General features: G+C 32.6%; 16 protein-coding genes. 2 read left to right on the top strand and 14 right to left on the bottom strand.

Translation table 11 applies throughout. The features are described from left to right. Positions 1 to 423 precede the first annotated feature (423 nt). Positions 424 to 1,716 carry a uracil-xanthine permease family protein gene (locus CS873_RS02275; RefSeq protein ID WP_099974270.1) on the top strand — a complete coding sequence of 431 codons (1,293 nt, stop codon included), beginning with the start codon at positions 424 to 426 and terminating at the stop codon, positions 1,714 to 1,716. 10 nt (positions 1,717 to 1,726) lie between these two features. On the opposite strand, the gene CS873_RS02270 is transcribed toward CS873_RS02275, so the two are convergent. After that, positions 1,727 to 3,634 carry a fructose-1,6-bisphosphatase gene (locus CS873_RS02270; protein ID WP_099974269.1) on the bottom strand — a complete coding sequence of 636 codons (1,908 nt, stop codon included), beginning with the start codon at positions 3,632 to 3,634 and terminating at the stop codon, positions 1,727 to 1,729. Between the two features lie 149 nt (positions 3,635 to 3,783). Between CS873_RS02270 and CS873_RS02265 the strand changes: the two genes are divergently transcribed. After that, positions 3,784 to 4,668 (top strand): aldo/keto reductase, encoded by an 885-nt coding sequence (locus tag CS873_RS02265; protein WP_099974268.1) that lies wholly within the window; start codon positions 3,784 to 3,786, stop codon positions 4,666 to 4,668. A gap of 355 nt (positions 4,669 to 5,023) precedes the next feature. On the opposite strand, the gene CS873_RS08290 is transcribed toward CS873_RS02265, so the two are convergent. The 13 genes from CS873_RS08290 to CS873_RS02205 all read right to left on the bottom strand — a co-directional run bounded on the left by CS873_RS08290 (position 5,024) and on the right by CS873_RS02205 (position 12,930). Further along, positions 5,024 to 5,152: a hypothetical protein gene (locus CS873_RS08290; protein ID WP_277750443.1), complete on the bottom strand. Its 129-nt coding sequence runs from the start codon at positions 5,150 to 5,152 to the stop codon at positions 5,024 to 5,026. Between the two features lie 88 nt (positions 5,153 to 5,240). Continuing rightward, positions 5,241 to 5,525 (bottom strand): hypothetical protein, encoded by a 285-nt coding sequence (locus tag CS873_RS02260; protein WP_099974267.1) that lies wholly within the window; start codon positions 5,523 to 5,525, stop codon positions 5,241 to 5,243. Between the two features lie 81 nt (positions 5,526 to 5,606). Next, a complete protein-coding gene (locus tag CS873_RS02255) occupies positions 5,607 to 5,804 on the bottom strand; it encodes a hypothetical protein (protein WP_099974266.1) in 198 nt (65 codons plus the stop codon). Positions 5,805 to 5,816: 12 nt separating this feature from the next. Beyond that, the gene (locus CS873_RS02250) at positions 5,817 to 6,242 is read right to left on the bottom strand and encodes a hypothetical protein (protein ID WP_099974265.1); all 426 of its coding nucleotides are present in this window, start codon (positions 6,240 to 6,242) and stop codon (positions 5,817 to 5,819) included. Between the two features lie 338 nt (positions 6,243 to 6,580). Beyond that, a complete protein-coding gene (locus CS873_RS02245) occupies positions 6,581 to 7,579 on the bottom strand; it encodes a peptidoglycan recognition protein family protein (RefSeq protein WP_099974264.1) in 999 nt (332 codons plus the stop codon). Positions 7,580 to 7,582: 3 nt separating this feature from the next. After that, positions 7,583 to 7,951, bottom strand: a complete 369-nt coding sequence (locus CS873_RS02240) for a holin (protein ID WP_099974263.1) — start codon at positions 7,949 to 7,951, stop codon at positions 7,583 to 7,585. Positions 7,952 to 7,976: 25 nt separating this feature from the next. Further along, entirely contained in the window at positions 7,977 to 8,225 is a 249-nt protein-coding gene (locus CS873_RS02235; RefSeq protein ID WP_099974262.1) for a PilN family protein, read from the bottom strand. Continuing rightward, positions 8,222 to 8,620: a hypothetical protein gene (locus CS873_RS02230; protein WP_099974261.1), complete on the bottom strand. Its 399-nt coding sequence runs from the start codon at positions 8,618 to 8,620 to the stop codon at positions 8,222 to 8,224. The genes CS873_RS02235 and CS873_RS02230 overlap by 4 nt, the downstream gene beginning before the upstream one ends. Positions 8,621 to 8,636: 16 nt before the next feature. Further along, the gene (locus tag CS873_RS02225) at positions 8,637 to 9,242 is read right to left on the bottom strand and encodes a hypothetical protein (protein ID WP_099974260.1); all 606 of its coding nucleotides are present in this window, start codon (positions 9,240 to 9,242) and stop codon (positions 8,637 to 8,639) included. Continuing rightward, positions 9,242 to 9,937 (bottom strand): hypothetical protein, encoded by a 696-nt coding sequence (locus CS873_RS02220; protein WP_099974259.1) that lies wholly within the window; start codon positions 9,935 to 9,937, stop codon positions 9,242 to 9,244. Before CS873_RS02220 ends, CS873_RS02225 begins: the two co-directional genes overlap by 1 nt. Position 9,938: 1 nt before the next feature. Beyond that, positions 9,939 to 10,649, bottom strand: a complete 711-nt coding sequence (locus tag CS873_RS02215) for a hypothetical protein (RefSeq protein WP_099974258.1) — start codon at positions 10,647 to 10,649, stop codon at positions 9,939 to 9,941. 11 nt (positions 10,650 to 10,660) lie between these two features. Next, a complete protein-coding gene (locus CS873_RS02210; protein WP_099974257.1) occupies positions 10,661 to 12,118 on the bottom strand; it encodes a phage tail protein in 1,458 nt (485 codons plus the stop codon). Then, positions 12,115 to 12,930, bottom strand: coding sequence for a distal tail protein Dit (locus CS873_RS02205; RefSeq protein ID WP_099974256.1), 816 nt, complete (start codon positions 12,928 to 12,930; stop codon positions 12,115 to 12,117). The genes CS873_RS02210 and CS873_RS02205 overlap by 4 nt, the downstream gene beginning before the upstream one ends.

Here is a 12,930-nt window from a genome sequence, read left to right as displayed (position 1 = left end):
TATGTAATATTCCCCCCTATAATAATATATTCCCCTAAAAATACCTTTCCCCTGAGGTATTTTTTTATTGGATTAATTATATTTACAATCTTCACAAATTATTCACATTTATTATATATATAATTCATAGTTAACCTGTATATTAATAACCATAGAAGAGCTAATAACTCTTCTACCCCCCCTATAACATATTTAATCCCAAATACAATTTATATATTATATATTTAAAAGAACACCACTCCCCTTGGTGTTCTTTTTTCGTTTTGTTGACAATGTTTAAAAAATTGTCTATAGTTAATTAAAATTACATAGTCCTTTAACGTAGTCCCGTGAGACTAACAAGGAAAACACTTAGGCCTTTTATGTCGTATTTTCACGGGATAAAAGGCTATTTTTTTACACTTTTTGAGGGAGATTTTAACTATGGACACAAATGATAAGAATTATCGTAATCCAGATGCAGTTCTTGATATCTATGATAAGCCACCACTAGGCAGTTGGTTTATCCTATCTCTTCAACATTTATTTTCTATGTTTGGTTCAACAGTTTTAGTTCCACTGTTGGTAGGATTAGATCCAAGTATCGCTTTATTTAGTTCTGGTGTGGGAACAATATTGCATATTCTAATTACAAAACGAAGAATTCCTGCATATATGAGTTCCAGTTTTTCATTCATTGTTCCTAGTATTGCATTGATGAAAACTGTTGGATTTCCTGCAGTTGCACAAGGAACGATTGCCGTTGGTGCTGTTTACTTGATTGTTGCATTACTTGTTGGTTTTGTTGGATATGGTTGGATAGATAAAGCTCTACCACCTATCGTTGTCGGTCCGATAGTGATTGTTATTGGATTAGCATTAGCTGGATCCGCTGCCACAGATTCTACAATGAATAATGGTACTTACGATTTAAAATTCTTCGGTATTGCCATGTTCACGCTGATAACAACAGTTTTTTTCAACATGTACTTAAAGGGATTTTTGAGTAACATCGCTATTTTATTAGGTATTATCTCAGGATATTTACTATCAGTGATACTTGGGGTAGTTAATTTCTCTAAAGTTGCTAGCTCTCCTTGGTTTGCATTACCAAGTTTTGAAATTCCTTTTATTAACTACACTCCCCATACAATTTATTGGGGTGCAATTTTAAGTTTTGCTCCTCTTGCTTTTGTCACAATGGCAGAACATCTGGGACATATCATGGTACTTGATGAATTGACACATAGAAACTTCTTCAAAGATCCTGGATTACATAGAACATTAGCCGGTGACGGTACTGCCTCTATTGTTGCTGGATTACTTGGTGGTCCTCCTATTACGTCTTACGGTGAAAATATTGGTGTTATGGCCGTCAATAAAATATACAGTGTATATGTAATTATCGGTGCCGCTGTTTTTGCAGCAGTATTTGGTTTTGTTGGTAAACTAAGTGCATTAATACAGACAGTTCCTGGACCAGTAATTGGTGGTATCAGTTTCGTACTATTCGGTGTTATTGCTTCAAATGGTCTAAAAATACTAATAGACAACAAAGTAGATTTCTCTCAAAAACGTAACTTAATGATTGGTTCCGTCATTCTAGTTATTGGTATTGGTAATGCAATGCTTCAAATTGGCTCATTCCAATTTAGTGGTATTGGTGTTGCTACAATAGTTGGAATCGCTCTTAACCTAATACTTCCTAAAGAAGCTAGATCAGAAGAAAAAGAGTAACCTTAAAAGGTTACTCTTTTTTTATTGCCAATAAATTAATTAATTCATCAACTTGTGCTTTCAATTTCTTACCATTATCAGTATCACTAACGGTCTTCATTTTAACAGATTGTTCTATCACTCTTTTAGTTGATACAACATCAGTCATGTTTTGAATTGCCTTTTCGCGTGTTGTAAATGGCTCATGCGTTACAAGTTGTAATCCAAAGGAATTAGATAATAAGGTATATCCTCCAATTCCCGTGGTTTTTTGATATGGTTTCGACATACCACCATCGATAACAAAAATTTTGCCATTTGCCATGATTGGTGAATTACCAATTTTTACAGGTGTATGGCCATTAATAATATGCCCTTGTTCTTTATCCAAATCAAATTCATCAAACAAAATATCAGCGAACCATTCTTCTTTTCTCAATGAATAATAGGAATTCTTATGTTCTTTATGTAAATCCTTATCCTCTATAAAGTATCTCTCAAAAGTAGTCATAGCTGATTTGCCAAACAATGGCGATAACTTCCCAGTCCAAAGATACCAAATCAAATCCGATTGAATAGAATCATCGACTGAGGGATGTTCAAATTTATTAAATATATTTTGTTCAAAATAATCGAATAGTTGTCGACCTGAGTAAACTTGATTATTCATTTGGAATTGAAGCATATTTCCAGATTTATCCACTGGAACACAACCATGAATTAGAAGATTGCCGTTATTTTTTAAATACATAGAACCATGCTCTACCATGTACTGTAAGTGTCTGCGCAAACTAACTGAACTAATAAATTGCTTAGCTAGATCATCAATTATCTCTTGTTCACCCTTTGTTAATTGATAAGGGTTATCAGGATCAACTAATTGAAAGCAGCCATTTTTTATATAATAAATCCTATCAGCAATCTTAATTTTTTGACCGTCATCAAATAATTTTTCCAATAATTTACGGTCTTCCATTTTAAATTCAGGTCTACGGTCTATTGCCTGACCCTCTAGCTTAAATTGAATAATAGCCATAGCTTGCTGAACACAATTATCAATGTTTTGTATTTCTGCATCGATAGTCTTACCTGTATCTGATTTTGGATTGAATGAATCCAAAGGTTTATAATTTTCTACAGCAAATTTTTCCAATTTTGACGTATCGATTTTATAAGCTTCATTTAACAGATTTAAATTATCATATCGTGAACTAATTCTGACAAGATTGGCTAAACAAAGCTTTGAACCTGATGCACTACCAAGCCAGAGAATATCATGATTACCCCATTGAAAATCGACTTTAACATTTCGATGGATTAGATGCTCAATAATGAGATCCGGATGAGGACCTCTATCATAGACATCCCCTATGATATGAATATGATCAACTACTAGTGCCTGAATTGTATGGCAAGTGGCAATGATGAACTGGTCTGCCATACCCAATTTGATAATACTATCCATTACATCAAAATAATATTGATTCTTTGTTGCCTCAGCTCTATCAACATACAATAATTCTTCTGTGATATAGACAAAATCTGCATCTAGAGCCTTTCTAACCTTAGAACGTGTGTATTTTTTGGCAGTGTACTTTAATAACTGTATTAGTTGATTAAAGGTATCTAGATACCACTGAACTAATCTATCCTTTGATGTAAATTCACTTTTTGTTTTAGATAAAATCTCAGATGGATAGTAAATAAGAAAGGCTAATTTCTTCTGGTTTTCCTCAGTTAATTGTCCTGTAAATATCTCAGATATTTTTTGTCTTGTATTACCTGAACCATTACGAAGAATATGAACAAATTCATCATACTCACCATGAACATCACTAACAAATTCTTCAGTTCCCTTTGGTAAGTTTAAAATAGCCGAAAGATTGATTATTTCAGACTTTATCTCATTATCATTTAAAAATTGTTGTTTCATGAACATACCCTTCCTTTCAAATATAGAAAGCACTTACATAATAGCATTATCAAGGCTAATTTTATATTTAATTATTCTAATTATTATTTGAGGATAATTTTTTATGAATTATTTGAATATTAATGTAGAATTAAGATATCAAGGAGGATATTCATATGTCATTATCAATTGATTCAAAAGTAACTTTAAATAACGGTGTGCAAATGCCTCAATTTGGCTTGGGTGTTTGGCAAACAAGTAATAAGAATGCCTCACAATCTGTCCAATGGGCAATTGCCAATGGTTATCGTGCCATTGATACTGCCAAGCAATACGGAAATGAGTCTGGTGTAGGTGATGGTCTTAAAAGGGCTATTGCGGATAATAATCTAAACCGTGAAGATATATTTTTAACAACAAAAATATATGACGGTGATCAAGGTTACGATTCAGCTATAGAAAACTTTGAAGGACAATTGAAAGCACTGCAAGTTGACTATGTCGACCTGCTTTTGGTTCACTGGCCAGTAACTGATAAATATCTTGATACTTGGCGAGCTTTAGAAACAATCTACAAAGAAGGCAAAGCCAGAGCTATAGGTATATCTAACTTTGACATTATTCGTATGAAAGATATCTTAAAACATGGCTCTATCAAACCTGCAGTTAATCAGATGGAATTCAATCCACTATGCCAAGAAGATGATATCAAAGCATTCTGTGATGAAAACAATATCTATCTTGAAGCATGGTCTCCACTAGGCAGTGGATCTGTTCTTAATGATTCTCGTCTACAAAAATTTGCAGATAAGTATAACAAGACAGTTGCTCAAGTAATTCTTCGTTGGGATTTGCAACGTGGAATTATTACAATTCCTAAGTCAATTCATGAAGACCGTATCAAACAAAATGCTGATATTTTTGACTTCGAATTGTCAGATGAAGATGTTCAAGAAATTAACAATTACAATATAGAAAAACGTGCAATCTGGTATGGTGATTTCTATTGGTATGGAAATCCTGAGGGATATCGCGATTCAGTTTCACATATTGAAGACTAAAAAAAAGATCACCTTCTAGGTGATAAATAGTGATATTTAAAAACATTTTAAGATTTTAAAATGCCTTAAAACATTGATTTATCAAAGTTTCGTATTTTTGATTGTTTATAGAATTTGTATAAATAAATATATTTGTCCCACAAATTGCCCACAAATATATTTATTTGACTAATAAACATTAGCATTTTATAGTAGTAAGTATAGGTAAGACACAACCCTTTAATTATTGAGTTTGTGTCTAAACCGATAATTGTATAATTAGTTCAAATTTATCGAGATAGACATGCCCGTGTCTATCTCTTTTTTTATGCAAAACAAAAAAGCCCCTACTAAACTTAATTAGTGGGAGCTTATTTTATAAATTCTTAAATTTATTAACGGCTTCTTCAATTGTTCTACCGCTTGTAAAAACATTTGTATTGTTCTTATCTACTACAGTAAACAATTGAGAGTCCGTATTTAATTGAATACGATAACTCATCATTATTTACCTCCTACTTAATATAACTACAGTGGCAAGTATTTTTATTTTAGTTTTGTTTTATTTAAACTTCAAATAAAAAGTACTAACATTATTTATCTAATTTTAGAATTACCTTTTTAGGTACCTCATCTACTTCATTTCTAACCAGATAACTATTTATATGTAATTCCCCTGCGCTCTCCTTAATTAGTTTATGCATGGCTTCCCATTCCATTGGACTATGCTCAAATAAAATCAGTGATGTGTTTCCGCTGCATTCTAAAAAAATGGTACTTACATCTTCCAATGTATTGTTTACCAATAGTAAGTGGTCAAACTTTAAATCATAATAATAACTAAGTGTATGTTTAATTCTCTCTGCAAGTTTATTCATAATAGAGAACATTATACGAACATATGTTCTGATTGTAAAGAGGAAATAAAAAAGCCTCTACCAATTAAGGTAGAGGTTATTTTATTGCTTAATAGCTTTGAATATACCTATTGATATTATCGCCAAATTAATAAATCCCCATTGAACAATAAGATACGCAGATAATAAGTTAAGAGCATCGTTTCTAATGCCAAACCAATACGATATAAAATAACAAATTGGAAATATAAATGAAAACCATTTTACAATTGATAAAACTTTAGATTCTATATTTTGCATGTAATTTTCTCCTTAAATAAACAATGTAATTGTTTGTGTAACCCACCACGCGACATCATTGCTCATACCAACGTATTTGCATGCGTTATAAATAACAGTCCACTCTGTCCCTGTGAAGTGATCAATTGCTCTTAAAAAACCATCAAGTCCTGTATAGCCCCCAATTGCTTTTCTTACAGGTGCAGGTAATTTTTTCCAAACTTTTAAAACTGCTTTAGCGGCAGTAGAGTATCCAACTCGTGTATTAGCGGCAGGACCATCCAGTACAATATTATTATCAACTGATTGATCTATTGGTAAGGTATTATCTTCCAATTCCGAATCACTTAAATTATAAGTAACTGTATCAGCCTTAATACTAGTCAACCCAACAGCACTACTTCCAATCATCAAACCGGCTGCTAAACTTACCCCTAATTTTACTATAGATTTTTTCATAAAAAATCCCCCCGTGTATATTTATTTCCGTGATGTTTATCACATTTATAGATTAACATTGAATTATACTTCACAAATAAAATAAATATAAACGTATCGATTTTTTATATGAACGTAATTATATTTACAAATTGTCAATAACATAAAATTATATGATTTATAATATGAGTTATTGCGATAGATAGAACTTATGAATTAATTATTTTCACAAAATAAAAAAGCCCCTACTCGATTTGAGTAAGGGCTTCTTTATAACGAATAATAGGTAATCTGTACTAAAGGAATATCTAGTACAAGTTAAATGTAATCCTTGCCATACTTTTTAGCAATTATATTGCTCATTTGCCTGTATATCCAGAACCTTGAGCAAACTGAACAGGTAAATATAGATTAGAAGCAATCTTATATGCTATTACTCCATTTTTCATTGGATAAAGAGTGCCATCATGTTGCCAAGATGAACCACCAATTAATGAGTTATCTACTTTATCTCCCGTCTTTTCACCTAAATCATTAACAGTGTATGCATGTTCTGATTTAGGTAAATTAATCACTACAACATCTTTAAAATTAGTAATCTTTTGAGGAATAAAGATATTAGTAGCTATTTGATAGAATGGTAAGTTTTCATTTGTTAAAGCAACAATTGAATTTGATACCCATTCTGAGCTAGGTGTGATATCTGTACCTACATTAGGATTACCGTTTTTATCGTATGTAGTAAATGCTTTAAATCTATTATCTGTTACTTTAACTATGTTATTTACGGTATTTTCTTTAGCCACTTGTCCATCCACTCCATTCATTAAGTCTTTTGCTAATTGCTCTTTAGTAATGCCCATTTCTGCAAAGTAAGGGTATGGATCAACGTGATCACCACCAAAGTTTTTAGTGACCCACGAATGAGTTTTAATACCTGGTGTGTTAACTCCTCCTTGGTCTAAAGTTAATGGAATACCATATAAATTAGCGTAATATCTAGCTAAATTAATATATGCTCGATAAGCAATTTTAAAAGTTTCTGGACTAGTAGATCTTGCAAACTCAATTTGAACCGGTGCATATGGATTAGCATTTAATGCTCCCCAAGATACATAGCCAGGTTCTCCGATTTGATAAATCTTTTCTTTTGCATCATAAGCACCAACAAAATGAGTTGTATATGCATTACCGAAATTATCATGCATGTAAGATGCTTCATTTTTAACAGCTCGTTCATTTTTTCTATCTGAGTCATTACCAGATTCATGTAGAATAATAAAACGTTTTTCTGCAATTCTACTATCGCCTTGATTACCTGTTAGAGCATATGTTTTATCAATTGTATTTAAATCCATAGGTTAGTCCTCTTTTCCTTTATTATTTTGCTGTTCATTTGTGGGTTTCCAAACAGAAACATCTTCCGTTGTAGTATTAACTTTATTAGTATCATAGCCACCTGCTATACCTTTAAATCCTGTGAACAGTCCAGCTGTAGCTGATCCTACTAAGAATCCTGCAATAGCTGACTTACCTAAATCTGCCTCATGCATAAAATATCCAACTAATAAGCCGGCAATAATACCAACTATCATTGATACAAAAGGTAAATATTTATTAGCCAACTTAATTTGAGACAGCTTTATCGCTTGTGTTACTACGTAACAACCTAACGCCATAATTAATAAACTGACTGTAGTTACTAAATTCATTGCTGATATTAATTCCATTTATTAATACCAACTTCCCCAATCTTTATAGTTCATTATCTGAATCCTCCTTGTGTTTAATTTTTCTTTGTAGTTCTTCGACTATATTTTTTAAAATTCTTATTTCTTCTTTTAAATCAGCGATTTCATCATCACGACCTTTAACGCGATCAATTTGGGCATTTAACTGTTCTATGTAATTGACCTTGTCTGTTGTTTTGGCAATCACCGCAGTTACAACTCCAAATATTCCTGACACAAACAGTCCTAAAAACACCCATACTTCAGGTTTCACATCTTACCACCCCTCGCAAATGCAAGAATCATCAATACAATATATAAAGATAATCCTGCGCCGATACTAACTTTTCCAAATATCATATCTACCTGAACGAAGGCAAAGAAAAAGAGCAACCAGATTGTCTCCAGTGCTCCAATTAATATATATTTTGCCCCGAAAAGGGTTATATTCCAAAGAGATATAAAGATACCTAAAACAGAAACTGTAAATACCACTATTAACATTGGTGTAGTATCTAAAAATCCTACTGATATGAAATGAGGAGATTCACTAATAACGTGTCTCTGTTGGTATAGAAATATACCTAAGAAAAAAGTGACTACTGAAATTGACAACCAATTAAAATTTCGATGATAATGACGTTTTAAATGGCTCAATCTTTCTTTCATTTTATTCATCTCCTCTCTACAATACAGTTATTCCTTTAATCGTGAAATTCGCTGTATTTGTTGCTTTTATTATTTCATCAATACTCAATGTTCCATCATTATTATTAGGAGTTACATAAAAATGAACATCAGTAGCATTATTTTTACCGTAAGAACTACCATTACTTACTTTCAACCAGTTTATAGATGTTCCATTAGGAGTATTAAATTTCAATTGTGAACCAGCCGTAAGTTGATCTTTAGTTATAGTTATCTTCCCTTGAGGAGCAAAAGTAGCTGTATCAATTGTTTTAACATGTACATCAGCACCAGTTATAACAAGCCCTACATGAACAGTAGTTGAATACTCATTCAATTCAATTACTATTCCATCTTTAATATTGTGGAATGAATCCTCTACACCACTTAATTTTACTGTTCCAGAGGCTGAAGATGAGCTACCACTATATAAAGATGTTCCAGATTGTAAATAATTAATAGGCGGTGGAGCAGGGAAATCATCAGACAGATCTAACAGACCTGTACTATCTGGTGTTCTGGTTTTAACTTGTCCGTCTTTAGTATATTGAAATTGTGACATTGTTTTGTCTAAGGCTTCACCAAGATATCCTAAATGATTCATTATGACATTTCCCCCAATCTTATTGCGCACCCGTCAGTAAGACTGATATATGAATTTGTTGATTTATTTCTAACGTTAAGAAAAACCCGCATTTCTAACTTTCCACCGGCTTTTTTGTTATACAGTGCATAACACCAAAAGTTATATAAATCTATAGTTTTTGACGCAATAGTCCCGCTTGGACTTACATATACAAAACTAACGTTTGAACCGCTTGGAGTAGCTGAATTATAATTGAATATCATATGTGCGGGACCGCCCGAAGCGTTTGCCTGTACGTTTGCTAATACATCGGACTTTTTTAAAGCAAAATATACTTGTGGGATAACATCGTCTTTTGTATCTTGGTCTATTTTCAACTCTGGTATTTTCCCAATCATTTTGGATAAATGGAAATCACACCCAACTGTATATTCATTACTATCATTCAAACTAAAAGTGCCTTTGGTCCGTGGAAATTGAATATATATTGTGTCTGGTAAATTGCTAAAATCTTCTTTTACGCCATAGAGTATGGGCTCATACCCTAAATTAGAAGTTGTATCTTCGTCTTTAAAATCCACATCACTACCGCTACTAATTTCGCCGACATCAATTTTTCCCAAGTTGTCAGGAGTGTAGGTATTACCATTCATAACAATCTTGCTTATTGTTTTATCTAGCGCTTGCGCACTAGTCGTTAAATCATTAGCCATATTAAGCACCTGCCCTTGCTTTGATTCTTGCCAACAATTCAGGGTCTTCAATGTGGTCATCTGTATCTATATCCATTGACTCTACAATAGATTTAATGATTGATTCAGCCTCAGATTTTTTAATGACATCATTACTATTAATAAGATCTTCGATTTCTTTGATCTTATTTTCTGTATTAGTGACTACTTCTGCTAAGTGATCCTGTACCTCTTGAAGTTCTTCTTTAATAGCGTCAATATCGATACTTTTTAACAATTCTTCAATAAGCTCATGATCATGTCTGGCGTGTTTTAATATTTCCTCTAATTCAATAATGTAAGAATTACTTTCTACATAACCATTGTCACCTGCTTCTCTAGATATTCGAATAGTAAAGTTTGATGTACTTGTACCATCTATTCTAAAGAAAGTAGATGTGGCTTTACCTGAAGCTTGATAAATTTCTTTTGGTAATTTATACGTAAAACCAACAATTTTATCTTCCCCATTTACTACGTCTGTAAATGTAGAGATATCCACTTTATCAATCGCTATTAATTGCTTATCTGGTTTTGTACTAAAAAAGCCCACTACACTTGATGTAGTCAGCTTTAAGTCGTCATCACAATAAACTTTCAACGTATCTTGAGTATCGTTTTGTCTGATATCTACTTTATCAGGTGCATAGGTTACAGACTTGTTAGAACTCAAATGAACAATAAATTCACTCATATATTTTCTCCTTAACTATAATATTTAATCTTATTTTTAATACTTCCAATATAGCCGCGGGCTAAGTCCTCTGGTGTTCCTGCAAACGTTGTACCAAAGGTTACCTTACTATTGTTAGGATTCGTATAATCACGATCAATTTCAGTGGCACGTTCTTCAGCGTAGATATCTAACGCTTCATCATATAAAAATATAGTGTCACCTAAATTGATTTGAGTACCTAAGTTCCTAAAGTTAGTTTCAACTTTCCTAGCTGGTGTACATACTTTTAATAAATCTTTGTAAGCTGCACTAGCCAATTCATACGAATCATAGATATTATCATATTTTTTAACTAGTTCTCTCGGTTGACCATCTGCGTAACCATAGTTCGCAGTAGCCTCTGGAATTTCAATATTTGGATAGCCTTTAGGCTTATTTACTGGATTACCAGAAGAAACAGACCATTCAATTTGTGATATATCAACGACTACTTGTGCTGGATCTTCGGGACTGGTTGTATTCCCGTGCCCATCATCGACCGTGTCACCACTGAAACTCACATCTAAACCTCTAACCCACATATTTGTAGCTACCTGATAGAAAACTTTTGACTCATCTTCATCACCGTTGCTATCAATGTAATACATCTTTAAATTAGTTTTCCATTCAGAATTTAATTCAAAACCAGTACTACCACTTGAATATCTGTTTCTATTGTCATCGTATTTGTAGGCAGGTATTTGAGTTATTTTAACTGTTCCATAGGCACCAATCGTATTCCACATTCCACCAGTATTTTGATCCTCATGTTCAGGTGTATAAGAACCTCCATAAGGAATGATGGAAGTATAAATACCACTTCTATCTTCAGTTAATTTAGTTCCGTTAAAATCTTCAGTAGAACTAAATCTTAGATTATCTCTAACCTTCCCCTGCTGGGTATATGCATTAATAATACGTTGAGAAATTTTGTTTTGTGATATTACATATATAAAATCAAACTCAAAACCCCAAGCGTTAACCGCTTTACTCATGATCTCAGTAACTGTTAAATCTTCATCAGGTATGGCTAGCGGTTCATAGGAACTATTATCTGGAACTACACCCAAAGACCAAGTCTTAGGAAATGGCAAACTACCAGATATGTAACCAAGTAAACTATCCATTTGTACTGTATTCCATACTTTACCAACTATACTTGATTTCATATCTTCATAGGCTGTTTCAAAGCCGCTTATAGTTATCTCATTAACCGATGCAGTATAGCTTACAATTGAGTATACATGTCCACTTACTTTGAAATCATCACTATCAACTGGTAATAAAATGTACATGGATTTGTCTAACAGAGATTTATTGATATCAGTAAACGGTAAAGTAATACTCAACTCATTAGATTTATTGATATATTCTTTTTCAATCATTGATTTTTGATAATCAATAATACCAGTTATATTCTGTTTTACATCCATTGTATAGAAAATCATAGGAGCATCTCCCTATAATAGATCGTTACATTAGCGTTAGAACTAGCTACTATTTCATTGCCATTTTCTAAAGTGAAACTGTCAATTCTAGCACCGGTATCTAGTCTTTCTGGGGCTTTGGTCTTAAAGAAATAAACAAAACCTTTTTCTGGGTCTCGAGGTACCACTGTTATTTGATCTCCACTACCGAACTGCCCTACAATAATAATTTCATTGTTTCTAGCCGTTCCATCTTGAATATAAGTAGCTGAAGATGAACCTGTAAAATCAAATACAATTTTTTCTGGTTTAACTGAATACAATAAATTGAAATCTTCAAACTTAAAATGACCTTTTCCAGTTATAGATTTAAGTTCTACACTCTTTTTATACGGATCTAAACACGTAATAGTAAACTTACTAATAACTTGATTAGTACCTGTCTTAACACTATCAGCTGAACTAACAACACCAGTATAGTAATACTCTGTTTCGTCATAGAAATAAAAATCAAATGGCTTCTTACTTTGTAAGATTGCATTCAATCTATTAAAAGCTAATCTGAAATCTCTATCATTAGCTGCAGTTAAAACGTATGTAATTGTAATCTCGCGAGACCCAAAACGTTTATTGGTTAAATGTGCACCGTCAATAACATCATTTTGATCTAAAGTAACTGATGGCGACATTAGCTCACGATTTTCAACATTGGCAGTCATGTAACCATCTACCATACTTTCGATATTCTTACCTGTTTTAAGGAAGAACAGACTTTCGTTTGGTATATATTCTTCTTCATTTATTAATTTTTCTGTGTTGTGATATTCATACAT

Source organism: Companilactobacillus metriopterae, from assembly GCF_002762335.1.
Lineage (GTDB): Bacteria > Bacillota > Bacilli > Lactobacillales > Lactobacillaceae > Companilactobacillus > Companilactobacillus metriopterae.
Note: the sequence above shows the minus strand (reverse complement) of the source record. Positions and strands in the feature narration are given on the sequence as shown.